The sequence below is a fragment of the Streptomyces armeniacus genome (genome assembly GCF_003355155.1).
GTDB classification, from domain to species: Bacteria; Actinomycetota; Actinomycetes; order Streptomycetales; family Streptomycetaceae; genus Streptomyces; species Streptomyces armeniacus.
Map to the genome: position 1 here is coordinate 6895230 of NZ_CP031320.1, position 23472 is coordinate 6918701.

General features: G+C 71.7%; 20 protein-coding genes. 16 read left to right on the forward strand and 4 right to left on the reverse strand.

Annotated elements, in window-relative coordinates:
- The first annotated feature begins 2 nt into the window (after nt 1–2).
- The 6 genes from DVA86_RS30080 to DVA86_RS30105 all read left to right on the forward strand — a co-directional run bounded on the left by DVA86_RS30080 (nt 3) and on the right by DVA86_RS30105 (nt 3568).
- Nucleotides 3–800, forward strand: a complete 798-nt coding sequence (locus tag DVA86_RS30080; RefSeq protein ID WP_208883065.1) for a type III pantothenate kinase — start codon at nt 3–5, stop codon at nt 798–800.
- 107 nt (nt 801–907) lie between these two features.
- Nucleotides 908–1816, forward strand: a complete 909-nt coding sequence (locus DVA86_RS30085) for a hypothetical protein (protein ID WP_342776382.1) — start codon at nt 908–910, stop codon at nt 1814–1816.
- A gap of 162 nt (nt 1817–1978) precedes the next feature.
- Nucleotides 1979–2128: a hypothetical protein gene (locus DVA86_RS30090; RefSeq protein WP_208883067.1), complete on the forward strand. Its 150-nt coding sequence runs from the start codon at nt 1979–1981 to the stop codon at nt 2126–2128.
- Between the two features lie 30 nt (nt 2129–2158).
- Nucleotides 2159–2548, forward strand: coding sequence for a BlaI/MecI/CopY family transcriptional regulator (locus tag DVA86_RS30095; protein ID WP_208883069.1), 390 nt, complete (start codon nt 2159–2161; stop codon nt 2546–2548).
- 9 nt (nt 2549–2557) lie between these two features.
- A complete protein-coding gene (locus DVA86_RS30100) occupies nt 2558–3085 on the forward strand; it encodes an amino-acid N-acetyltransferase (protein WP_208883070.1) in 528 nt (175 codons plus the stop codon).
- A gap of 144 nt (nt 3086–3229) precedes the next feature.
- Nucleotides 3230–3568 (forward strand): histone-like nucleoid-structuring protein Lsr2, encoded by a 339-nt coding sequence (locus tag DVA86_RS30105; RefSeq protein WP_208883072.1) that lies wholly within the window; start codon nt 3230–3232, stop codon nt 3566–3568.
- Here DVA86_RS30105 and DVA86_RS30110 read toward each other — a convergent pair.
- The gene (locus DVA86_RS30110; protein WP_208883074.1) at nt 3547–4185 is read right to left on the reverse strand and encodes an SCO3374 family protein; all 639 of its coding nucleotides are present in this window, start codon (nt 4183–4185) and stop codon (nt 3547–3549) included. The two genes, DVA86_RS30105 and DVA86_RS30110, sit on opposite strands and share 22 nt — an antisense overlap.
- A gap of 447 nt (nt 4186–4632) precedes the next feature.
- Between DVA86_RS30110 and DVA86_RS30115 the strand changes: the two genes are divergently transcribed.
- The gene (locus DVA86_RS30115; protein WP_208883076.1) at nt 4633–7164 is read left to right on the forward strand and encodes an ATP-dependent Clp protease ATP-binding subunit; all 2532 of its coding nucleotides are present in this window, start codon (nt 4633–4635) and stop codon (nt 7162–7164) included.
- 86 nt (nt 7165–7250) lie between these two features.
- On the opposite strand, the gene DVA86_RS30120 is transcribed toward DVA86_RS30115, so the two are convergent.
- Both DVA86_RS30120 and DVA86_RS30125 read right to left on the reverse strand, forming a co-directional pair.
- Entirely contained in the window at nt 7251–9875 is a 2625-nt protein-coding gene (locus DVA86_RS30120; RefSeq protein ID WP_208883078.1) for an NACHT domain-containing protein, read from the reverse strand.
- A 243-nt stretch (nt 9876–10118) separates the two neighbouring features.
- A complete protein-coding gene (locus tag DVA86_RS30125) occupies nt 10119–11447 on the reverse strand; it encodes an MFS transporter (RefSeq protein ID WP_245997348.1) in 1329 nt (442 codons plus the stop codon).
- A 343-nt stretch (nt 11448–11790) separates the two neighbouring features.
- Between DVA86_RS30125 and DVA86_RS30130 the strand changes: the two genes are divergently transcribed.
- The 5 genes from DVA86_RS30130 to cobC all read left to right on the forward strand — a co-directional run bounded on the left by DVA86_RS30130 (nt 11791) and on the right by cobC (nt 18081).
- The gene (locus DVA86_RS30130; RefSeq protein ID WP_208883079.1) at nt 11791–14001 is read left to right on the forward strand and encodes a putative cobaltochelatase; all 2211 of its coding nucleotides are present in this window, start codon (nt 11791–11793) and stop codon (nt 13999–14001) included.
- Entirely contained in the window at nt 14001–14600 is a 600-nt protein-coding gene (gene cobO / locus DVA86_RS30135; RefSeq protein ID WP_208883081.1) for a cob(I)yrinic acid a,c-diamide adenosyltransferase, read from the forward strand. Before DVA86_RS30130 ends, cobO begins: the two co-directional genes overlap by 1 nt.
- A gap of 7 nt (nt 14601–14607) precedes the next feature.
- On the forward strand, nt 14608–16053 hold the full coding sequence (locus DVA86_RS30140) for a cobyrinic acid a,c-diamide synthase CobB (protein WP_208883083.1): 1446 nt from the start codon (nt 14608–14610) through the stop codon (nt 16051–16053).
- Between the two features lie 71 nt (nt 16054–16124).
- Entirely contained in the window at nt 16125–16949 is an 825-nt protein-coding gene (locus tag DVA86_RS30145) for a cobalamin biosynthesis protein (protein WP_245997351.1), read from the forward strand.
- The gene (gene cobC, locus DVA86_RS30150) at nt 16933–18081 is read left to right on the forward strand and encodes an Rv2231c family histidinol phosphate aminotransferase CobC (protein WP_208883087.1); all 1149 of its coding nucleotides are present in this window, start codon (nt 16933–16935) and stop codon (nt 18079–18081) included. Before DVA86_RS30145 ends, cobC begins: the two co-directional genes overlap by 17 nt.
- Before the next feature lie 189 nt (nt 18082–18270).
- On the opposite strand, the gene DVA86_RS30155 is transcribed toward cobC, so the two are convergent.
- On the reverse strand, nt 18271–19374 hold the full coding sequence (locus DVA86_RS30155) for an amidohydrolase family protein (protein ID WP_208883088.1): 1104 nt from the start codon (nt 19372–19374) through the stop codon (nt 18271–18273).
- A gap of 562 nt (nt 19375–19936) precedes the next feature.
- On the opposite strand from DVA86_RS30155, the gene ectA reads away from it, so the two are divergent.
- The 4 genes from ectA (at nt 19937) to thpD (ending at nt 23402) form a co-directional block, all read left to right on the forward strand.
- Nucleotides 19937–20467, forward strand: a complete 531-nt coding sequence (gene ectA / locus DVA86_RS30160; protein ID WP_208883090.1) for a diaminobutyrate acetyltransferase — start codon at nt 19937–19939, stop codon at nt 20465–20467.
- Between the two features lie 131 nt (nt 20468–20598).
- Nucleotides 20599–21867 carry a diaminobutyrate--2-oxoglutarate transaminase gene (ectB, locus tag DVA86_RS30165; RefSeq protein WP_208883091.1) on the forward strand — a complete coding sequence of 423 codons (1269 nt, stop codon included), beginning with the start codon at nt 20599–20601 and terminating at the stop codon, nt 21865–21867.
- A 136-nt stretch (nt 21868–22003) separates the two neighbouring features.
- Complete coding sequence (locus tag DVA86_RS30170) at nt 22004–22408, forward strand: ectoine synthase (RefSeq protein WP_208883093.1); 405 nt, start codon at nt 22004–22006, stop codon at nt 22406–22408.
- A gap of 94 nt (nt 22409–22502) precedes the next feature.
- Nucleotides 22503–23402, forward strand: coding sequence for an ectoine hydroxylase (gene thpD, locus DVA86_RS30175; RefSeq protein ID WP_208883095.1), 900 nt, complete (start codon nt 22503–22505; stop codon nt 23400–23402).
- Nucleotides 23403–23472 lie beyond the last annotated feature (70 nt).

Sequence of the window (23472 nt, forward strand, 5' to 3'; positions counted from 1 at the left end):
GCATGCTGCTGACCATCGACGTCGGGAACACCCACACCGTCCTCGGCCTGTTCGACGGCGAGGAGATCGTCGAGCACTGGCGGATCTCCACCGACGCCCGCCGTACGGCCGACGAACTCGCCGTGCTCCTCCAGGGCCTGATGGGCATGCACCCCCTCCTCGGCGAGGAGCTGGGGGACAACATCGAGGGCATCGCGATCTGTTCGACGGTGCCGTCCGTCCTGCACGAGCTGCGCGAGGTCACCCGCCGGTACTACGGCGACATTCCCGCCGTCCTCGTCGAGCCCGGCGTGAAGACGGGCGTGCCGGTCCTCATGGACAACCCGAAGGAGGTCGGCGCCGACCGGGTCATCAACGCGCTCGCGGCCGTCGAGCTGTACGGCGGCCCCTGCGTCGTCGTCGACTTCGGCACGGCGACCACGTTCGACGCGGTGTCCGTACGCGGCGAGTACGTGGGCGGCGTCATCGCGCCCGGCATCGAGATCTCCGTCGAGGCGCTGGGCGTGAAGGGCGCGCAGCTCCGCAAGATCGAACTGGCCCGGCCGCGCAGCGTGATCGGCAAGAACACCGTCGAGGCGATGCAGTCCGGCATCCTCTACGGCTTCGCCGGGCAGGTCGACGGAGTCGTACGGCGGATCTCCCGGGAGCTGGCCGACGAGCCCGAGGACGTCACGGTCATCGCCACGGGCGGGCTGGCCCCGATGGTGCTCGGGGAGGCGTCGGTCATCGACGAGCACGAGCCCTGGCTGACCCTGATCGGCCTGCGCCTCGTCTACGAGCGGAACGTGTCGCGGGCCTGAGCACGCGCGGCGTACGACCGGTGCGGCGGCCCGTGTCGGGGGCGCGGCCTGAACACGCCAAATCGGGGATAAGACGATTTAGTCGGCAAGACACCTAAAATCACCCCATGCCCACGCCATACGGATCCCGAGGCGGCATGGCCTTCAGCGCGGAAGAGCTGCGTGTGCTCCGAGGCGCTCTCGCCGTCGCCCTTCAGCCCGCCGCGGTCCCCGCCTCCGCCGCCGAGTCCGGAGAGTACCTCCGGCTCGCCGAGGCACTAGACGAAGCCGTACGGGAAGGGAGCAGACTCCGCTCGTTCCTGCTCGCCGACCTCGCCCGCTACCGTGCCGCGCTGCCCGGTTCCGCCGCGGGCTACCTCGAACAGCTCGAGGACGCGCTCGCCGCGGGCTACCTGCCGCGCCCCGACGACCTCGCCGCGCTCCGGCTGCTCTGCGCCGAGCCGGCCGCCGAGCGCGAGGGCACGCGCCGTACGGAACTGCTTCACCGCAGCGAGCGCCTGGCCGAACAGGCCGTACGGGCGCGGCTGCTGGTGCTCCCCGGGGGCCGCTCGGCGGCGCCGGAGCCGCCGTACGGGCCCGTGAGCGCCGCGGCGCCCGGCGACGCGCGGGAGGCCGCTGACGGGCCGCAGCCGTTGTCCGCGTCCATGGGTGGGCCCGCGTCCGAGTCGCCGGGCAAGAGCCCGGACAAGGACCCCGGCAAGGCCCCGGACAAGGCCCCCGCGAAGGAGCCGGGCGAGAGCCCGTCGTCGCCGCGGCCGGAGCCGCAGCCTTCGCGCCCGGTGCCGACGCCCGCCGAGGTGTTCCCGCCGCGCCGCCGCCGTCCGCAGGAGCCGGGCGACGAGCCCGCGGAGGACCCGTCGCAGGACCTCTGCCCGGAACAGGGCGGGGAATTGGGCCCGGAATTGGGCACTGAATGGGAGAGCCTGAGTCCGGGCCTGAGTCCGGAAGTCTGCCCGGACTGCACGGACCCGGAGACCCCCGTCACTGGCCCGCCCCGCGAGGCGCTCCCCGCATGACACGCGCGCGGCGCCTTCCGTACGGCACTCTCCCGTACGGAAGGCGCCGCGCCCGTACGCACACTCCCGTACGGGCGTGCCGCGCGGTGGCCTGCCGACGGCCGTACGGGGACGCGGCGTTACCCTGAGTGGAGTCCGCGTTGCCCGAGGAGGCCCGACACCATGGATTACGTCGCAGCTCTGACCCCGCCTGTCGTGATGGCGATCGCCTTCACCGCACTGGTCGTGACCATCGTGAAGAGCCAGGGTGGCGCGAACAAGACCAAGGAGGATGCCATCGTGGACGCGGCCGCGCGGAAGACGGACGGCTGAATTCGCGACATCTCCGCCTATTATTCTCCTGTGCCTCGGCCATTGGGAGAGTTGGAAGACGCCGTCATGACGCGGGTATGGCAGTGGAACCGCCCCGTCACCGTGCGAGAAGTCCTCGAAGACCTGCAACGGGAACGGACCATCGCCTACACGACGGTGATGACCGTAATGGACAACCTTCATCAGAAGGGCTGGGTCCGGCGCGAACAAGAGGGCCGCGCCTATCGATATGCCGCGGTCTCCACCCGGGCCGCCTACTCCGCCGCTCTCATGCACGAGGCGTGGTCGGCCAGTGACAACCTCGCGGCCGCGCTCGTGGACTTCTTCGGCATGATGTCCCCGGAAGAAGGGGAAGCCCTCCGCGACGCTCTCCGAGTCGTACAGGTGAGCGGTGTGCGCCCCGATGTCCCGGAGCGATAGCGTCGCCGCATGCCCGATCATCTGAACCCGGCGAGCGGGGTGACCGTTCGGCGGGCACGCACGAGTGATGTACGCGCGGTGCGGCGTCTCGTGGACGCCTACTCGCGCGATCGCATCCTGCTCGGCAAAGCCACCGTGACGCTTTATGAGGACATCCAGGAGTTCTGGGTCGCGGAACGCGACCAGGACGCGGAGGTGGTCGCCTGCGGGGCTCTCCACGTGATGTGGGAGGACCTGGCGGAGGTGCGAACTCTCGCCGTGGACCCGGCCCTGAAGGGCACCGGCATGGGGCATCTGGTGCTGGAGAAGCTGTTGCAGACGGCGCGCTGGCTGGGTGTGCGGCGTATTTTCTGTCTCACCTTCGAAGTGGACTTCTTCAGCAAGCACGGCTTCATCGAGATCGGCGAGACTCCGGTCGACGGTGACGTCTACAGCGAGCTCCTGCGTTCCTATGACGAGGGCGTCGCCGAGTTCCTCGGGCTCGAACGGGTGAAGCCGAACACCTTGGGTAACAGTCGCATGCTGCTGCATCTCTGAGTGATCCGCTATGTCCGAAACATCCCGTGAATCTTGCTGAGTCGAGAGTCAAACTCCGCTGAGGGTTTGTGTTTCCCGCGGAAAAGCGGTTTGCTTTCGTCGGTAGTATCAGTAATCGGTTATCGATGACGAATGGAGTTACCGGTGGCACAGAAGGTTCAGGTTCTTCTGGTCGACGACCTCGAAGGCGGCGAAGCCGACGAGACCGTGACGTTCGCGCTGGACGGCAAGAGCTATGAGATCGACCTCAACACCGCCAACGCGGACAAGCTCCGTGACGCGCTTGCCGACTTCGTGAAGGCGGGCCGGCGCACCGGTGGCCGTTCCGGTCGCGGAAAGGGCGGCCGCGCCGCCGCTTCCACGAGCGCCAGCCAGGACACGGCGAAGATCCGTGCCTGGGCGAAGGAGCAGGGTTACGAGGTGAATGACCGGGGTCGCGTTCCGGCCAACATCCGTGAGGCCTATGAGAAGGCCAACGGCTGATCCGCGGCGAAAGCCGTAGCGGCACCGGCAGCGGCATGTGTACGCCGCAGCAGCGCCCGGTGACACTCCGTCGCCGCGGCGCCGACCAGGCGGACAAGATCGGGGGCCTCCCCGCGCCCTCCGATTCCCAGCGCGGGCAGGGCCCGCTCACCCTCCCGCCCCGGCAGGGGAGGCCGCACCCAGGCGGCCTCCCGCGGGTACGGCGCACCCGGCACCGGGGCGGGAACACGCCCGCCCGCCCCGACCGCGCGGAGGCCGAGCTCCGTGGCGAGCGTTCCCCACTCCAGCCACTGGAGCAGCCCCGGCACCTCCGCCGCGGCCCCCTCGGCGATCAGCAGCCACACGTCGGATCCGGCCCGCAGTGCGGGACCGGCGTGCCGCGTCCGCGCCAGCAGCGGCAGGCCCGCGGCGGCCGGCAGCCGCAGGGCGTCGAAGTGCGTTCCCGTGACCAGTTCCGGCGGTTCGGCCCGCACGGGCCAGCCGAGTTCCCGCGCGTACCAGTCGATGCCGCCGCACTCCGTGCGCTGGCGTGGGATCGTGAAGAGGGTGAACGCTGTGAACGCTGCCGTCGTACGGCTCGTAAGACTCGTACGGGGACTCGCAGGGGAAGGCGTCATGTGCGGAGCAACTGAGGAACGGGCCTTGCGTTACGCACGGTTGACGGCTCGCCACGTTTCGTGCGCGCAATAGTGTTCGCCGGTAGCGGATGCGTACGGTGTCACGGCATGGACTGTCAGTGGCAGCGGGTAAGAAGTCCCTAGTGGAACGGGGGTGTGGACAGCGATGGACGAGACGCGCGGGTGCATCGGTGGCGGGGCGTTCGCCGTCGGCGTACTGGATCCAGGTGAATACGCCTGGCCTGCGGGAACATCGTCTCCCACCATCGGGTTGGAACTGTTGTCAGCTGTTCGGGGCACGAGGCGCCCAGTCCCCGCCCGCGTGGGGGCGATCCGGGCAGGTGTCGGCAGTTGGAATGAGCGGTCCCCGCTTGCGGGACTAAGCTGCGGAAGGACAGGGAGGGGACCGACCCCTCACTGCCTGACCGCTCTGAGGAGCGATTAACGATGTTCGAGAGGTTCACCGACCGCGCGCGGCGGGTTGTCGTCCTGGCTCAGGAAGAAGCCCGGATGCTCAACCACAACTACATCGGCACCGAGCACATCCTTCTGGGCCTGATCCATGAAGGAGAGGGTGTCGCCGCTAAGGCACTGGAGAGCCTCGGGATTTCGCTCGAGGCGGTCCGCCAGCAGGTGGAGGAGATCATCGGCCAGGGCCAGCAGGCGCCCTCCGGCCACATTCCCTTCACTCCCCGTGCCAAGAAGGTTCTGGAGCTGTCGCTCCGCGAGGCCCTTCAGCTCGGCCACAACTACATCGGTACGGAGCACATCCTGCTCGGCCTGATCCGCGAGGGCGAGGGCGTCGCCGCCCAGGTCCTGGTGAAGCTGGGCGCCGATCTGAACCGCGTGCGGCAGCAGGTCATCCAGCTGCTCTCCGGTTACTCCGGGGGCAAGGAGGCCGCCACGGCCGGCGGCCCCGCCGAGGGCACGCCCTCCACTTCCCTTGTCCTGGACCAGTTCGGCCGCAACCTGACGCAGGCCGCCCGCGAATCCAAGCTCGACCCGGTCATCGGGCGCGAGAAGGAGATCGAGCGGGTCATGCAGGTGCTGTCCCGCCGTACCAAGAACAACCCGGTGCTCATCGGCGAGCCCGGCGTCGGCAAGACCGCGGTCGTCGAGGGCCTCGCCCAGGCGATCGTGAAGGGCGAGGTGCCCGAGACCCTGAAGGACAAGCACCTCTACACCCTGGACCTGGGCGCCCTGGTCGCCGGCTCCCGCTACCGCGGTGACTTCGAGGAGCGCCTGAAGAAGGTGCTCAAGGAGATCCGCACGCGCGGCGACATCATCCTGTTCATCGACGAGCTGCACACCCTGGTGGGTGCGGGCGCCGCCGAGGGCGCGATCGACGCCGCCAGCATCCTCAAGCCGATGCTGGCCCGCGGCGAGCTGCAGACCATCGGTGCGACGACGCTCGACGAGTACCGCAAGCACCTGGAGAAGGACGCCGCCCTGGAGCGTCGCTTCCAGCCCATCCAGGTCGCGGAGCCGTCGCTGCCGCACACGATCGAGATCCTGAAGGGCCTGCGGGACCGTTACGAGGCGCACCACCGCGTCTCCATCACGGACGCGGCGCTGGTCGGCGCGGCCACGCTCGCCGACCGCTACATCTCGGACCGCTTCCTGCCGGACAAGGCGATCGACCTGATCGACGAGGCCGGTTCGCGGATGCGGATCCGCCGTATGACCGCGCCGCCGGACCTGCGCGAGTTCGACGAGAAGATCGCGAACGTCCGCCGGGACAAGGAGTCCGCGATCGACTCGCAGGACTTCGAGAAGGCCGCGTCGCTGCGCGACACGGAGAAGCAGCTCCTCGCCCAGAAGGCCAAGCGGGAGAAGGAGTGGAAGGCCGGCGACATGGACGTCGTCGCCGAGGTCGACGAGGACCTGATCGCCGAGGTCCTGGCCACGGCCACCGGCATCCCGGTCTTCAAGCTGACCGAGGAGGAGTCCTCGCGGCTGCTGCGCATGGAGGACGAGCTGCACAAGCGCGTCATCGGGCAGAAGGACGCCATCCACGCGCTGTCGCAGGCGATCCGGCGTACGCGTGCCGGACTCAAGGACCCGAAGCGGCCGGGCGGTTCGTTCATCTTCGCGGGCCCGTCCGGTGTCGGCAAGACGGAGCTGTCCAAGACCCTCGCCGAGTTCCTCTTCGGCGACGAGGACGCGCTGATCTCCCTCGACATGTCGGAGTTCAGCGAGAAGCACACCGTCTCCCGGCTGTTCGGCTCCCCGCCCGGATACGTGGGGTACGAGGAGGGCGGCCAGCTCACCGAGAAGGTGCGCCGCAAGCCGTTCTCCGTGGTCCTCTTCGACGAGGTCGAGAAGGCACACCCGGACATCTTCAACTCGCTGCTGCAGATCCTGGAGGACGGTCGGCTGACCGACTCCCAGGGCCGGGTCGTGGACTTCAAGAACACCGTCATCATCATGACGACGAACCTCGGCACCCGGGACATCTCCAAGGGCTTCAACCTCGGCTTCGCCGGCCAGGGTGACGTGAGCACCAACTACGACCGGATGAAGAACAAGGTCAACGAGGAGCTGAAGCAGCACTTCCGGCCCGAGTTCCTCAACCGTGTCGACGACACGGTGGTCTTCCACCAGCTCACTCGCGAGGACATCATCCAGATCGTGGACCTGATGCTCTCGCAGGTGGACGAGCGGCTGAAGGACCGGGACATGGGCATCGAGCTCAGCACCGACGCCAAGGAGCTGCTCGCGAAGAAGGGCTACGACCCCGTGATGGGCGCCCGGCCGCTGCGCCGGACGATCCAGCGCGAGATCGAGGACCCGCTCTCCGAGAAGATCCTGTTCGGTGAGCTGCTTCCGGGCCACATCGTGGTCGTCGACACGGAGGGCGAGGGCGAAGCGAAGACCTTCACCTTCCGCGGCGAGGAGAAGTCGGCACTGCCCGACGCCCCGCCGGTCGAGTCCGCGGCGGGCGGCGGCAGCACGCCGAACCTCTCCAAGGAGGCGTGACCCTCCGGTCCGTCCACGGCGACACTGCGCCGGGCGCACGTCCACGGACGTACGCCCGGCGCAGTTCTGTCACGGGATGCTGTCTGTCACGAGATGATGCGGATGCCCTCCGGTACGCCGTTGACGCGCGGCAGCCGCGGCGTCACCCGCAGCGTCGTCAGATGCGGGAACTCCTCCAGCCACTCCATCGACCCGCCCAGGTCGTACGCCAGCCACAGGTGCGCCAGCCGTTCCCGTGAGAGCCCGGCCAGCAGCTCCTCCGGGGTGAACTGCCCGGCGATCTGCACGCACTCGCGCCCGCCCAGCTTCGCCAGCGTGTTCAGCTCCACCCGGTCGGTCAGCGGGAAGTAGAGCCCCTCGGAGTCGAGGTGGCGGATGATCTCCTCGGCGTAGTGGGCGGTGTCGAAGTTGTGCCAGCCGCGGGCGAGTTCCGCGCGGAGGGGCAGCGACGTACGGTGCCGCAGCTGCGCGAGGTAGTGGATGGCGGCGTCGTCCTTGATACGGGTCACCGTGACCGCGAGGCGGTGCGCCTCCTCGTCCGTGACTGTCGCGGGGTCCGGCAGCATCTCCAGCACGATGGGCCCGACCCAGCCCAGGCCGCGTGCGGCGGCGATGGTGGTGGGGCGGACCATGTGGCGGGTCTCGCGGCGGATACGGGCGTGGGTGGCCGGGTCGAGCTCGGTGACGTGCTCCAGGCAGGCGGCGGCCAGCAGCCGGCGCCGGTTGCGCGGCATGCCCGTGAGGCCCGGGGCGATGAGCCCTTCGAGGAGGGTGGCGCACTCGTGGGGCCGGGCGTGGGCGACGGCCATACGGATCACCTCCTCCCACTCCGGCTCGTGCGCGTGCTCCAACAGGAGCTGGAAGGTGCCGCGTTCGACGGCTTCCTTGGCGGCGAGGTAGTCCTGCACGGTGCGGTGGATGAACTCGACGGTGCCGTCGGCCCCTTCCCGCAGCAGCCCCGTACGCAGCAGGAGATGCTCGAAGATCTGGTCCGGCGCGCCCTGTCCCGAGACGGCCGGGATCGCGGGCGTGTGGGCCTCTATCTCCTCGAGTGCCGCCTCCGTTTCGAGTACGGAGCGCTCCTCTACGAGCATGCGGTACGCGAGCTTCCGCAGTATGCGCTCGCGGGGCGCGCGGTCCAGCTTCACGTCGTCGGCGTGCAGGACGCGGCGTTCGGGGTCGCGGCGCTGGAGGAGCATCTCCATGGCGGCTTCGTAGAGTTCGCGGCGGCCCTGCGGCAGGGAGCCGCTGCGGTCCCGGTTGAGGGCGCAGATCAGGCCGCACATCAGGGGGTTGGTGGCGAGGCCGCGCAGCTCGCGGTAGAGGGGGATGGACTGCAGGAGGCGTTCCTTGTAGTCCTCCAGGTGCTGGTGGTCGCGGCCGTCGTCGGTACGGGCCGCGGTGTGCCAGGCGGTGATGAACGCGGCGACCTGGTCCCGGTTCATGGGGGCCAGGGTGAGTTCGGTGAAGCCCTCGCCGGTGAGCCAGGTGGCGTCGACGGCCGGGGGGCGGGTGGTGACGAGGCAGATGTTGCCGCTGTAGATGCGCAGGACGCGGCGGAGCTGTTCGCTGAGGGCGGCGCGCTGGTGCTCGGGCGCCTCGTCCAGGCCGTCGACGAGAAGCAGGGCCCGCTCGTCGGCGAGGGTACGGGCGATCCAGCCGTCCGGTGCCTCGTCGGCCAGCGGATGGTGGATGGCCGTGAGGAAGTCGTTCGGGGTGGGGAAGCCGCTGCGGGCGAAGCGGCGTACGGGCAGGAGGAACGGGATGCGGCCGCGCAGCGGCTCGAGTTCGGCGGGCAGCCGGCCCCGTGCGGTGGTGATGGCGAGCCACTGCAGCAGGGTGGTCTTGCCGGATCCGGCGACGCCGCGGACCAGGAGGCGTTCCTGGGTGGCCAGCGCGCGCTCCGCGGGCATCAGCGGCAGGATGGGCTCGGTGGGTTCGGCGTCGTCCGCGGAGTCGTCGAACTGGGCGCCGAGACTGAGATACGTCGTCTCCAGCGGCCATGTGTCGGGGGTGTTGGGATTCGGCAGGTCGATGCCGTGGATCGTGACGCGGTTGCACTGCTCGACAACCGTCCGCAGATAGCGTTCCTCGAACGCCGCGTCCTCCGCCGACGGCGTCGGCCGCCGCCGTACCACCGCGACATCGCCCAGATCGACCAGCTGGCGGATGTGGTGACTCCGTTCGGGCAGCCGCTCGGCGAGATGCGGCGAGCGGTCGATGAGCAGGTTGAGTACGTGCAGGCAGACGGCCACGAGCAGGCTGTCGTGGAACGACGCCGCCTCCGGCGACAGGCTCCGGTCCGCGCCCGGCACGCCCGCGCGCAGCCGGCGCGCGTAGTCCTGCGGGCCCATGCGCAGGGCCTGTACGTCCGTGGTGTCGAGCTCGCCCATGATGGCCAGGGTGCGGGCGAGTACGGTGCCGACGCCGGCCGTCTCGCCCTGCGGCAGCTCGTACGCGCCCAGGCCGAGCCGTACGAACTCGGCGGCCAGCCGCTCCAGTTCGTCGTAGCCGCAGTCGGGGTTGGTGCCGCGGAAGGAGACGAGGCCGGCGATCAGCTGCTCGTGCTGCGCGGGTTGCTGCGGATGCTGCTGCGGGTGCTGAGGCTGCGGCGGGACTGCCGGACTCTGCTGCGTGACCGGACTCTGCTGCGTGAAGAGCCTCCGGACCAGCGGCGCTGCGTCGACTGAGGGCAGGCGGACGGGTTCCATGCGGCTCCCCCGGAGGCCATCTGGCGTGCGTGCGGCGGCTCTTGGCAGTGGCTGCCGTGTTCAACCAAGCCTATGCGCGGGAGGCGGTCCGCGGCTATCGCCCGCGTTCGCCCGTCCGGGTCAGGGCTCGGAGCGCAGCCTTTCAAGCCCGTCCGGCGTTTGAGGACGGCCCTCGGCCCCGATGTGCGTGTGCCGGGCCCGGCGCCTTGGCCCGCCCCGGGCCGTGGCTGCCCCGGCTCGTCCTCAACCGCCGGACGGACCGGACCGGGCCGGGCCGCCGAGGACGGCCACCCCGGCGGCGACGGCGGCCAGCGAGGCGCCCGCCGCGGTGAGTGAGGCGGCGTCGCCGCCGAAGGTCAGCAGGACGGCGAGGACGACGGTCGGGCCCAGCTCCATGGCGGTGTTCAGCACGCCGCCTGCGAGGCCGGTCTGCCGCCCCGGAACGTCCTCCATCGCGAGTACCGCGGCGCCCGCGAACGAAGCCGCCGCCCCGGCCGGCAGCAGGACGAGGCCGGGCAGCAGGCCGAGCGCGTACGGGAGGCCCGTGTCGAGCCCCGTGGCCGCCAGCAGAAGCAGCCCGGCCGCGCCGGTGCCGAGGCCTGCTGCGGTGACCGGGCCCGTACCGTGGCGCGCGATCAGCGGCCGCGCCGCGCCGCCGGCCAGCAGCAGCGCGGCGCCGAACGGCACGAACGCCGCCGACGTCTCCAACGGCGACCAGCCGCGCGCCTCCTGTAGGTGGAGGGAGAACAGCAGGAACGCGATCGCGGTGCTGGTCGCGGTGAGGGCGATGGCGGTCAGGCCCAGCGCGCGCCGTGGCCGCAGCAGGAAGCGCGGCGGCAGCAGCGGGTCGCGTACGCGCAGTTCCACCAGCACGAACGCGGCCAGCAGCGCGGCACCAAACAGCAGCGGCACCAGTACGGCCGCCGACGACCACGGGCGCGCGTCGGTGAGCACGAGGCCGTAACTGGCCACGGTGATACCGGCGGTGGCGAGCACGGCGCCCGGCAGATCCAGCGCGGGCGGCGCGTACGCCCCCGGGGCGCGCGTACGCGGTGGGGGCGCGGGCAGCAGCCGGGGCGCCAGCGCGAGCGCGGCGGCGGCCACCAGCAGCGGCACGGCGAAGGTCCAACGCCACGACGCCAGCGCCGAGATGACCCCCGACAGCAGATTCCCCGCCGTCGCCCCGAGTACGGAGAGGCCGCCCCACGTGGCCATGGCACGGGCGTACGCGAGCGGCGCCGGGAACAGCGCACGCAGCAGCGCCATCGCCGCGGGCGCGATCAGCGCGGCGCCGGTGCCCTGGGCGAAGCGCGCGGTGAGCAGCGCCGGATAGCCCGGTACGAGCGGCGCGAGGAGCGACGCGGCGGCGAACACCGCGAGCCCCGCGGTGAGTATGCGGCGCCCGCCGAAACGGTCGACGAGCCGGCCGCCGAACAGCAGCAGTCCGGCGAAGGTCAGCCCGTACGCGGCGTTGAGCAGGATGAGGTCGGCGCGCAGGAGGCCGTACTCGGCGCCGATGTCGGGCAGCGGCACGGCGAGCGCGGCGAGCGTGAAGATGAGGACGGCCTGCACGGTGCCGAGCAGGGCGAAGCCCTGTGCCGTACGGGGGCGGGAGCGGGTGGTGGTGGAGCGGGCGGGTGGGGTGGCCTGTGCGGAGGGGTGGTGTTTGGCGTAGTATTGGGTGCGGCATGTGCGTGGGGCGGTGCGCGTCGCGGACGGTGTGACAACGCTGGCGGAGCGCGGCGTGCAGCGGTTTGTGGAGATCGGCCCGGACGGCACGCTGACGGCGATGGCGCAGGCGTCGGCTCCGGCCGAGGCGGCCCTCGTGCCGCTGCTGCGGAAGGACCGTCCGGCTCGCGCCCCGCGCACCCGCCGCATCCCGCCCGCACGAAGGACCCCAAGGAGAAGCAGCGACGTGAGCACCCCCTATCCCTTCACCGCCCTCGTGGGCATGCCGGACCTCCAGCTGGGCCTCCTCGTCAACGCGGTGCACCCCGCCATCGGCGGCGTCCTCGTACGCGGCGAGAAGGGCACCGCCAAATCGACCGCCGTACGCGCCCTCGCCGCCCTCCTGCCGCGCCTGGAGGCCGTGCCCGGCTGCCGGTTCTCCTGCGACCCCGCCGCGCCCGACCCGGGCTGCCCGGACGGTCCTCACGAGCCCGCGACAGAACCGGGCACGGGCACCGGCACAGGCTCCTCCGGTACGACGCGCGCGGCCCGCATGGTCGAACTCCCCGTCGGCGCCTCCGAGGACCGGCTCGTCGGCGCGCTGGACATCGAACGGGCGCTGTCCGAGGGCGTCAAGGCCTTCGAGCCCGGCCTGCTGGCGGAGGCGCACCGCGGTGTGCTGTACGTCGACGAGGTCAACCTCCTGCACGACCACCTCGTCGACCTGCTGCTGGACGCCGCCGCGATGGGCGCCTCGTACGTGGAGCGCGAAGGCGTCTCCGTACGGCACGCGGCGCGCTTCCTCCTCGTCGGCACGATGAACCCCGAAGAGGGTGAACTGCGGCCGCAGTTGCTGGACCGCTTCGGGCTGACCGTCGAGGTGGCGGCCTCCCGCGAGACGGACGAGCGGGTGGAGGTCGTACGGCGGCGGCTCGCGTACGACGCCGACCCGGACGGCTTCGCCACGGGCTGGGCCGACGACGAGGACGCGCTGCGCGCCCGTATCGCCGCCGCCCGCGCGCTGCTGCCGAGCGTGCGGCTGGGCGACGCCGCGCTGCGGCAGATCGCCGCGACGTGCGCCGCGTTCGAGGTGGACGGGATGCGCGCGGACATCGTGATGGCGCGTACGGCGAGCGCGCTGGCGGCCTGGGCGGGCCGTACGGACGTGCTCGCGGAGGACGTACGGCAGGCGGCGCTGCTGGCGCTGCCGCACCGGCGGCGGCGCAATCCGTTCGACGCGCCCGGACTGGACGAGGACAAGCTGGACGAGACGCTGCGAGAGCACGCTGGCGAGGACGACGGCCCGGAGCCGGACCCCGACGGCGGTCCGGACGGCGGCGGACCGCAGGACGGCCCTGAGGACGGCGGTCCCGACGGCGGCGGCCCGGAGGACCCGCCGCCGTCCGGGCGGCCGCCGCTGCCCGAGCAGCGTGCGGAGGAGCAGCCCGCTCCGCAGGACGCCACGGACGCACAGGACGCCGCCGACACCCAGGACGCGGACACGGAGACCGCCGCCCCCGGGCAGAGCCGCGCCGCCGGCGGCGCCCCCGAACAGCGCCCCGCGCAGGCCTCCGAGCCGTTCAAGACGCGCACCCTGACCGTCCCCGGCCTCGGCGAGGGCGCCGCCGGGCGGCGCTCCCGCGCCCGTACGGCGCAGGGCCGCACCACCGGCGCGCGCCGCCCGCACGGCGCGCTCGGGAAGCTGCACCTGGCGGCGACCGTTCAGGCCGCGGCCCCGCACCAGCACGCGCGCGGGCGTACCGGCAGCGGGCTGCTCGTACGCCGGGACGACCTGCGCGAGACGGTGCGCGAGGGCCGCGAGAGCAACCTCGTGCTGTTCGCCGTCGACGCCTCCGGGTCGATGGCCGCACGGCAGCGTATGAGCGCCGTGAAGGGCGCGGTGCTGTCGCTGCTCCTGGACGCGTACCAGCGCCGCGACAAGGTCGGCCTGGTGACGTTCCGCGGGGCGGACGCCCAACTGGCGCTGCCGCCCACGTCGTCGGTGGAGGCCGCCGCGGCCCGGCTCGAATCGCTGCCCACCGGGGGCCGTACGCCGCTGGCGGCCGGACTGCTCAGGGCGCGCGAGGTACTGCGCGTCGAGCGGATGCGCGACCCGGCGCGCCGCCCGCTGCTCGTCGTCGTGACGGACGGGCGGGCGACGGGCGGTGCGGAACCGCTGCCGCGCGCGCGGCACGCGGCGGGACTGCTGGCGGCGGAGGGCACGGCGTCGGTGGTCGTGGACTGCGAATCGGGCCCCGTACGGCTGGGCCTCGCGGCCGAACTCGCGCACCGGCTGGGCGGCGGCCCCGCCGTGACGCTCGACGAGCTCCGTGCGGACGCGGTTTCGGACCTCGTACGGAGCGTCAGGAAGGACAGCGGGGCGGCAGTGGCGACCGCGGCCGCAGCAGCACGCGAAACCGAAGCAGCAGCCGTACGCGGCAGGAAGAGGGCAGCGTAATGCCGAAGGGACAGCCGAACGTCGTACCGGACGACGGTCTCACCACACGTCAGCGCCGCAACCGCCCGCTGCTGGCGGTGCACACGGGCACCGGCAAGGGCAAGTCGACGGCGGCCTTCGGGCTGGCGCTGCGCGCCTGGAACCAGGGCTGGCCCGTCGGGGTGTTCCAGTTCGTGAAGTCGGCCCGCTGGAAGGTCGGCGAGGAGCACGCCCTGCGCGTGCTGGGCGCCTCCGGAGAGGGCGGCACCGTCGACTGGCACAAGATGGGCGAGGGCTGGTCGTGGATCCAGCGTGACGCCGAACTGGGCAACGAGGAGGCCGCCCGCGAGGGCTGGGAGCAGATCAAACGGGACCTGGCGGCGGAGACGTACGGGCTGTACGTGCTCGACGAGTTCGCCTACCCGCTGCACTGGGGCTGGGTGGACACCGCCGAGGTGGTCGCCGTCCTGCGGGACCGGCCCGGCACCCAGCACGTGGTGATCACCGGGCGCAACGCGCCGCCCGGACTCCTCGACGCCGCCGACCTGGTGACGGAGATGACCAAGGTCAAGCACCCGATGGACGCGGGCCAGAAGGGCCAGCGGGGCATCGAATGGTGACCCGCGCATGCTGACCGACGTCCCCCGGCTCGTCATCGCCGCGCCCGCCTCGGGCAGCGGCAAGACGGCCGTCGCCACCGGCCTGATGGCCGCGTTCGCCGAGCGCGGCGCGGCCGTGTCGCCGCACAAGGTGGGCCCCGACTACATCGATCCCGGCTACCACGCGCTGGCCACCGGCCGCCCCGGGCGGAACCTGGACGCGTACCTCTGCGGTCCCGAACGGATCGCCCCCCTCTTCCTGCACGGCGCCGCCGGCGCGGAACTGGCCGTCATCGAGGGCGTGATGGGCCTCTACGACGGCGCCAGCGGCGAAGGGGAGCTGGCCTCGACCGCGCACGTGGCGAAGCTCCTGCGGGCGCCTGTGGTGCTCGTCGTGGACGCCTCCGCGCAGTCCAGGTCCGTGGCCGCGCTGGTGCACGGCTTCGCGTCCTGGGACCCCGAGGTGCGGGTCGCGGGCGTGATCCTGAACAAGCTCGGCTCGCAGCGGCACGAGGACCTGCTGCGCGCGGCGCTCGACGAGTCCGGCGTGCCCGTGCTCGGCGCCCTGCGGCGCGAGGCGGCGCTGCAGTCGCCGAGCCGCCACCTGGGGCTCGTACCGGAGGCCGAACGGCACACCGAGGCGCGGCAGATGGTGTCGGCGCTGGCGGCACGCGTACGGGAGGGCTGCGACCTGGACGCGCTGCTCACCCTGGCGCGCAGCGCGCCCCCGCTGGAGGGCACGGCGTGGGACGCGGCGGCGGAGGTGGCGGCGGCACCGTACGGTGCTCGGCGCGCAGACGAGGCTCCGTACGGTGCTCGGCGCGCAGATGCGGCTCCCTACGGTGCTCGGCGCGCGCCGCGCGCGCGGAGGCCGGTCGTCGCCGTGGCGAGCGGCGCGGCGTTCACCTTCTCGTACGCCGAACACGCCGAACTGCTCCGTGCCGCGGGCGCGGACGTCGTCCCGTTCGACCCCCTGCGCGACGAGGCGCTGCCCGACGGCACCCGCGGGCTCGTCATCGGCGGCGGCTTCCCGGAGGTGCACGCGCCGCAGCTGACGGAGAACGAGCCGCTGCGCAAGGCCGTCGCCGCCTTCGACGGGCCCGTCGCGGCGGAGTGCGCGGGACTGCTGTACCTGGCGCGGGAGTTGGACGGCGCGCCCATGTGCGGTGTGCTGGACGCCACCGGACGGATGACGGAACGGCTCACGCTCGGCTACCGCGCCGCCGTCGCCGTCGGCGACAGCGCGCTCGCCGCCGAGGGCACCCGGGTGCACGGGCACGAGTTCCACCGTACGGAGCTCGATCCCGGTGTGGGGAACACGCCCGCCTGGGGACTCGTACGGCCGGAGCGGCGCGCGGAGGGCTTCGTACAGGGCAGCGTGCACGCCTCGTACGTACACGTGCACTGGGCATCGGCACCGGAGATGGCGCGGCGGTTCGCGGAGCGGTGCGCGGCGGGCGGCGGCACTGTATGAGCGGCACACGTGGCGAAGGGCCGCCTGCGTCTGCGTCGGCGTCGGCGGGTGCCTCTGCGGGTGCATGGGGCGTGCATGCGCTGGACGTGCTCGGCTGGCCCGCGGAAGGCGCCGTACGGGAAGTGGCGCGTGCCGTGCGGGACGGCCTGCCCGTACGGCTGTGTGCGGACGCCGGTTGGCCGGGCGACGACGACGTGCTGCCGCCGAACGTACGCGCGTCCGTACGGCCCGCCTCCGTACGCGCCCCTGCCACGCCCGCGTACAGCCTCTGGGTCACCGACCGGGTCATTCCGCTGGGCGCGCACGAGGCCGTGCTGCGGCCGCCGTCGCTGACGGTCGGCGTGGGCGCGGCGCGCGGCGTGCGCGCCGAGGAGGTGGTCGAGCTGATCGAACGGGCCCTCGACGACACCGGGTTCGCGCCCGCGTCCGTGGCCGGGCTGGCGAGCGTGGCGGCCAAGGCGGACGAGCCGGGACTGCTGAGCGCCGCCGAACGGTTCGGCGTGCCCCTGCGCACGTTCCCCGCGGAGGCGCTCGCCGCCGTCGGCGTGCCCGGTGCGCCATCCGCAGCCGCGCGCGCGGCGGTCGGTACGCCGTCCGTCGCGGAGGCCGCCGCGCTGTACTCCGCTGCGCTGTACTCCGCGTCCGCGCCGAGGACTTCGGAGGGCGGCGCGTACGACTCATACGGCGGTGCGTACGACGCGTACGGCGGCACTCCCCCGCCGCCGCCCTCCCTCCCGGTGCCGAAACGGGTGTCCGCACCCGACGGGCGTACGGGACTGGCCACCGCCGCCGTCGCGCGCCGCCCGCCGGAGAGCTGGCAGGCGCCACCCGTGCGGCCACCGCACGGTGCACTGTCCGTACGACCGCCCGGGGGCAGCCGTGTCACACCCGTCTGAGTTCGCCGAACGCCCGCACCCCACCGGGGCCGGGACCACCGCGCCCACCGCGCCCGCCGAGCCCGATCTCCGGCACCACGGTGACGCCGAAGTACGCGGCGCCGGGCAGGGGTTGACCGACCTCGCCGTGAACGTACGCGCCGGCACCCCGCCCGGCTGGCTCACGGAGCGCATCGCCGCGTCCCTCGGAGGGCTGGCCGCGTACCCCGACGGCCGCGCCGCACGGCGCGCGGTGGCGGCACGGCACGGGCTGCCCGAGGAGTGCGTGCTGCTGACGGCGGGGTCGGCGGAGGCGTTCGTGCTGCTCGCCCGCGCGCTGCGCGCGAGCGTACCCGCCGTCGTACACCCGCAGTTCACGGAGCCGGAGGCGGCCCTGCGGGACGCGGGCCACACCGTACGGCGCGTCCTGCTGAGCGCGGACGACGGCTTCCGCCTCGACCCCGCCCTGGTGCCCGCCGAGGCGGACCTGGTGGTGCTCGGCAACCCGACCAACCCGACGTCCGTACTCCACCCGGCCGGAACGCTGGCCGCGCTCGCCCGCGAGGGCCGCACGCTGGTCGTGGACGAGGCGTTCATGGACGCCGTCCCCGACGAACGCGAGACTCTCGCCTCCCTCGTCACGGAGCTGCCCGGACACGTGGCCGTCCTGCGCAGCCTGACCAAGACCTGGGGCCTGGCCGGACTCCGTATCGGCTACGTGCTGTCCGACCGGGACACGATCGCCGCCCTCGCCGCGCACCAGCCGCTGTGGCCCGTCTCCTCCCCGGCTCTGGTGGCGGCCGAGGCGTGCTGCGAGCCGGAGGCGCTCGCCGAAGCCGCGCGCGCGGCGAAGGATTTCGCCGCCGACCGCGCGTATCTGCTGGCGCGGCTGGAGGAGTTCGGCGGCGCGGGGCTGCGGGTGGTGGGGCCGGCGGAGGCGCCGTTCCTGCTCGTACGGCACCCGCGTGCGGACGAACTGCGGGACCGGCTGCGGGACCTGGGCTTCGCGCTGCGCCGCGGCGACACGTTCCCGGGGCTGGGCCCGGAGTGGCTGCGGCTGGCGGTACGCGACACCGGCACGACGGACGTCCTCGCCGCGGCCCTCGCCACGGCGCTCCCCACCACCGAAACGGCCCGCGCGGCGCGCCCGTAGCCCGGCGGCGGCAGCGGGCCGCAACCGGTCGTCAACCGGGCGCCGCACCGCACGGTCGCTCGTACGTGGCGGGCGGTACGGGCGGCGCTGACGCGAGCCGTACGTGTATGACGGCACGCGACCGCCCCCGTACGCGCCGGCACGCCCGCGCACCCGCCCCAACTGCTACTGCTACTGCTACTGCTACTGCTACTGCACGATCCGCCCCCGCAGCACCACGCGCCGCGGCCCCGCCAGCACCCGTACGTCCTCGCGCGGGTCCGCCTCGTACACCAGCAGGTCCGCCGGGGCGCCCTCCTCCAGGCACGGGCGGCCGAGCCACTCGCGGGCGCGCCAGGTGGCGGCGGAGAGCGCCTCGCGCGCCGGGATGCCCGCCTTCACCAGCTCGCCCACCTCCTCCGCCACGAGGCCGTGCGCGAGGGAGCCGCCCGCGTCCGTGCCGACGAAGACGGGGATGCCCGCGTCGTGGGCGGCGCGCACGGTGTCGTAGCGGCGCGCGTGCAGCTGCCGCATGTGGGCGGACCAGCGCGGGTACTTGGTCTCGCCGCCGGCCGCGAGCGCCGGGAACGTCGCGATGTTGACCAGCGTCGGCACGATCGCCACACCGCGCTCCGCGAACAGCGGGACGGTGTCCTCGGTCAGCCCGGTCGCGTGCTCGACGCAGTCGATGCCCGCCTCGACCAGGTCGCGCAGGGAGTCCTCCGCGAAGCAGTGCGCGGTGACGCGCGCGCCCTCCGCGTGTGCGGCCGCGATGCCCTCCTCGATCGCCCAGCGCGGCCAGCAGGCGGTGAGGTCGCCCTCCTCGCGGTCAATCCAGTCCCCCACGAACTTGACCCAGCCGTCGCCGCGGCGGGCCTCCTGACGGGCGTACGCGGCGAGGTCGCCGGGCTCGATCTCGTGCGCGAAGTTGCGGATGTAACGCCTTGTGCGGGCGATGTGACGGCCCGCCCTGATGATCTTCGGCAAGTCCTTGCGGTCGTCGATCCAGCGGGTGTCCGAGGGCGAGCCCGCGTCGCGCAGGAGCAGCGCGCCCGCGTCCCGGTCGCCGAGCGCCTGCTTCTCACTGGTCGAGTCGTCGACCGGGCCGTGCGTGTCCAGGCCGACGTGGCAGTGCGCGTCAACCATGCCGGGCAGCACCCAGCCGGTCAGCACGGTCGTGCCGGGGCTGTGGCGCACCGCGGGCGGGGGCTCGTACGTGATGCGGCCGTCGGCCACCCACAGCTCGTCGCGTACGTCCTCGGGCCCCGCCAGCACCCGGCCCTTGATGTGAAGGTATCCGCCGTCACTGCTCATGTGCGCACTGTACGAGCGGTGGCGCCCGCACCGGGAGCCGCCTTCGTACGCGTCCGTACGCACACGATCCGCGTACGGATCGCATACGGTCCGCAGCTCCGCAGGCATACGGTCCGCTGCGCTGTCCGCGGCGCCGGATCCGCATCCACCGCGACTTTCCCCGGAATTCTCCGGACTGCCCGCACACTGGACCCCCGCATTCACTTCGGGGTAGATTCCAGGCTGTTTATCGGGCGTAGCCTGCCGTATTCTTCTGCCCGCTTTCCGTCTTCTCAAACGCTAAGATTTCGCTAAGCTCAATCCTCGTAATCCCGGCGCCCCGGCCAGTCGTTACGCCAATGTGACCGACTCCACACGAGGTCCGGTTCGCCCTGTCATATCAGGATATGCCCTCGGAAAACGCAGGCTGGCTGCGCGCACGCGCGCCCTCGCGCGTTAACATACGGGCCCCCTCTCGCGTAACCCCTTCCGGCGATGCGATTTCAGTTTCTCCTCGGTAAATTTAATCTGCATGACCGCCGCACAAGCAGACCATGCAGGTGCCCCTAGTGATTCCTTGGAAATGCCGGAGGGACTGAAGCTCGACTCTCCGCGCTTGGAGGACGGAGCCGCGATGTGGCGCATCGCCCGCGACTCCCGGACGCTCGATCTCAACTCCTCCTACAGCTACCTTCTCTGGTGCCGCGACTTCGCCGACACCTCCGTGGTGGCCCGCACCGCGGACGGCTCACCGGTCGGTTTCATCACCGGCTACCTGCGGCCGCGGCACCCCCGGACTCTGCTGATCTGGCAGGTCGCCGTCGACGAGGCACAGCGCGGGCGCGGACTCGCCGCGGCGATGCTCGACGGGCTGACCACCCGTACCGCCCGGGAGCTGGGCGTCGAGGGGATAGAGACCACGGTCACGCCGGACAACACCCCTTCGAACCGGCTCTTCACCTCCTACGCCGAGCGCCACGCCGCCGCGCTGGAACGCGAGGTGCTCTTCGACGGCGGGGTGTTCCCGGAAAGCGGCCACGAGCCCGAAGTGCTGTACCGGATAGGCCCGGTCGCCTCGCTCGTGGACCTGCGCGCCGGTACCGCGGGGTACTGAACGGCGGGACGCGTCCAGGCGACCGCATACGCCGCGACGCAGAGAGGACGAGGCGCCATGCACCGAGATCCCTCACCGACGACACCCGACAAGACTTCCCCCCACGTGAAACTCACTCCCAGGAGCAAGCTGTGACCATCACTCAGCCGGATCTGAGCGTCTTCGAGACCGTCGAGTCGGAGGTGCGCAGCTACTGCCGTGGCTGGCCCACCGTCTTCGACCGTGCCCAGGGCGCGCACATGTACGACGAGGACGGCCACACGTACCTCGACTTCTTCGCCGGGGCCGGAACGCTCAACTACGGCCACAACAACCCGGTACTCAAACGCGCCCTGCTCGACTACCTCGAGCGGGACGGCGTCACACACGGCCTCGACATGTCCACCTCGGCCAAGCGGGCCTTCCTGGAGGCGTTCCAGGAGACGGTCCTCAAGCCGCGCGGCATGAACCACAAGGTCATGTTCCCCGGCCCGACGGGCACCAACGCCGTCGAGGCGGCGCTGAAACTGGCCCGCAAGGTCAAGGGCCGCGAGTCCATCGTGTCCTTCACCAACGCCTTCCACGGCATGTCGCTGGGCTCCCTCGCGGTGACCGGCAACGCGTTCAAGCGCGCCGGCGCCGGCATCCCGCTGGTGCACGGCACGCCCATGCCGTTCGACGACTACCTCGACGGCGCGACCCCGGACTTCATCTGGTTCGAGCGGCTGCTCGAGGACCAGGGCTCCGGGCTCAACAAGCCCGCCGCGGTCATCGTCGAGACGGTGCAGGGCGAGGGCGGCATCAACGTGGCGCGCGCCGAGTGGCTGCGTGCCCTGGCCGACCTGTGCGAGCGGCACGACATGCTGCTGATCGTGGACGACATCCAGATGGGCTGCGGCCGTACCGGCGCCTTCTTCTCGTTCGAGGAGGCGGGCATCAAGCCGGACATCATCACGCTGTCCAAGTCCATCGGCGGCTACGGCATGCCGCTCGCGCTCACCCTGTTCAAGCCGGAGCTGGACATCTGGGAGCCGGGCGAGCACAACGGCACGTTCCGCGGCAACAACCCGGCCTTCGTGACGGCGACGGCCGCGCTGGAGACGTACTGGACCGACGGCCAGATGGAGAAGCAGACCATCGCCCGCGGCGAGCAGGTCGAGACGGCGCTGCGCGCCATCGCGGACGAGCACAAGGACGACGTCGCGGACTTCCGCGGCCGCGGTCTGGTGTGGGGCATGGAGTTCCGCGACAAGGCACGGGCGGGCGCCATCGCGAAGCGCGCGTTCGAGCTCGGTCTGCTGATCGAGACCTCCGGCCCGGAGAGCGAGGTCGTCAAGCTGCTGCCCTCGCTGACCATCACGCCGGAGGAGCTGGACGAGGGACTGCGTATCCTCGCCCGAGCGGTACGGGAAACCGTCTAGCCATCCCTCTCACGGCCCGTCCCGTTGCCACGGGGCGGGCCGCCCCATTTGGCGTAACGCGGCGCCCGAATCGGGCCGCGGGCCGCCACCCGCCTCCGGCGGACCGAAAAACACCAGATCAGGAAGGCAGTACAAAGTGATCGTTCGTTCTTTCAAGGACATCGAGGGCACCGAGCGCGATGTCCACTCCGCCTCCGGCACATGGCGGAGCAAGCGCATCGTGCTGGCGAAGGAGCGGGTCGGCTTCTCGCTGCACGAGACCGTGCTCTACGCCGGGACGGAGACTTCCATGTGGTACGCGAACCACATCGAAGCCGTACTCTGCGTAGAAGGCGAGGCCGAGCTCACCAACGACGAGACCGGTGAGAAGCACTGGATCAGCCCGGGCACGATGTACCTGCTCGACGGGCACGAGAAGCACACGCTGCGTCCGAAGACCGACTTCCGGACCGTGTGCGTCTTCAACCCCCCCGTCACGGGCCGGGAGGACCACGACGAGAACGGTGTCTACCCGCTTCTCACCGAACCCGCCGAGGACTGAGCGCCCCCACCGGGCCGCACGCCGCCACTGAGGCGTCGCATCGGCCGTTCGCCCGAAAAGACAGGGCCGTACGAGAGGAGAGGAAGGCAACACCATGACCACCGCACCCGAGCGCACCGCCGACCTGTACCCGACGCGCGGAACCACCGAGGTGGCGACGCCGCGACTGGACCCCGTTGTGTGGTCCGAACCGGGTACTCCGGGGCCGATCGAGGCCGCGGATCTGGCGGCTTTCGAGCGGGACGGGTTCCTGGCGACGGAGCAGCTGATCACCCCTGACGAGGTGGCGCTCTACCGCGAGGAACTGGATCGGCTCACCTCCGGTCAGGAGATGCGGGACGACGAACGCTCGATCGTCGAGCCCAAGTCGCAGGACATCCGGACCGTGTTCGAGGTGCACAAACTGAGCGAGGTCTTCGCCGCTCTGGTGCGGGACCCGCGCGTGGTGGGCCGGGCGAGGCAGATCCTGGGATCGGACGTGTACGTCCACCAGTCCCGGATCAACGTCAAGCCGGGCTTCGGTGCCAGCGGTTTCTACTGGCACTCCGACTTCGAGACGTGGCACGCCGAGGACGGTCTGCCGAACATGCGGACCGTGTCGGTCTCGATCGCACTGACCGAGAACTACGACACCAACGGCGGCTTGATGATCATGCCGGGGTCGCACAAGACCTTCCTCGGCTGCGCGGGCGCCACTCCGAAGGACAACTACAAGAAGTCACTGCAGATGCAGGAGGCGGGCACGCCGTCCGACGAGTCCCTGACCAAGTTCGCGGAGGAGCACGGCATCAAGCTCTTCACGGGCAAGGCCGGTTCGGCGACCTGGTTCGACTGCAACTGCATGCACGGAAGCGGTGACAACATCACTCCGTACCCGCGGAGCAATGTCTTCATCGTCTTCAACAGCGTGGAGAACGAGGCGGTCGAGCCGTTCGCCGCGCCGGTCCGCCGCCCCACCTTCATCGGGGCGCGGGACTTCACACCCGTGAAGTAACGGGGCCGTACGGCCCCGAGCCGCACACAGGCCGGGGCGGTTCCGCCCGGCGGAACCGCCCCGGCCGTCC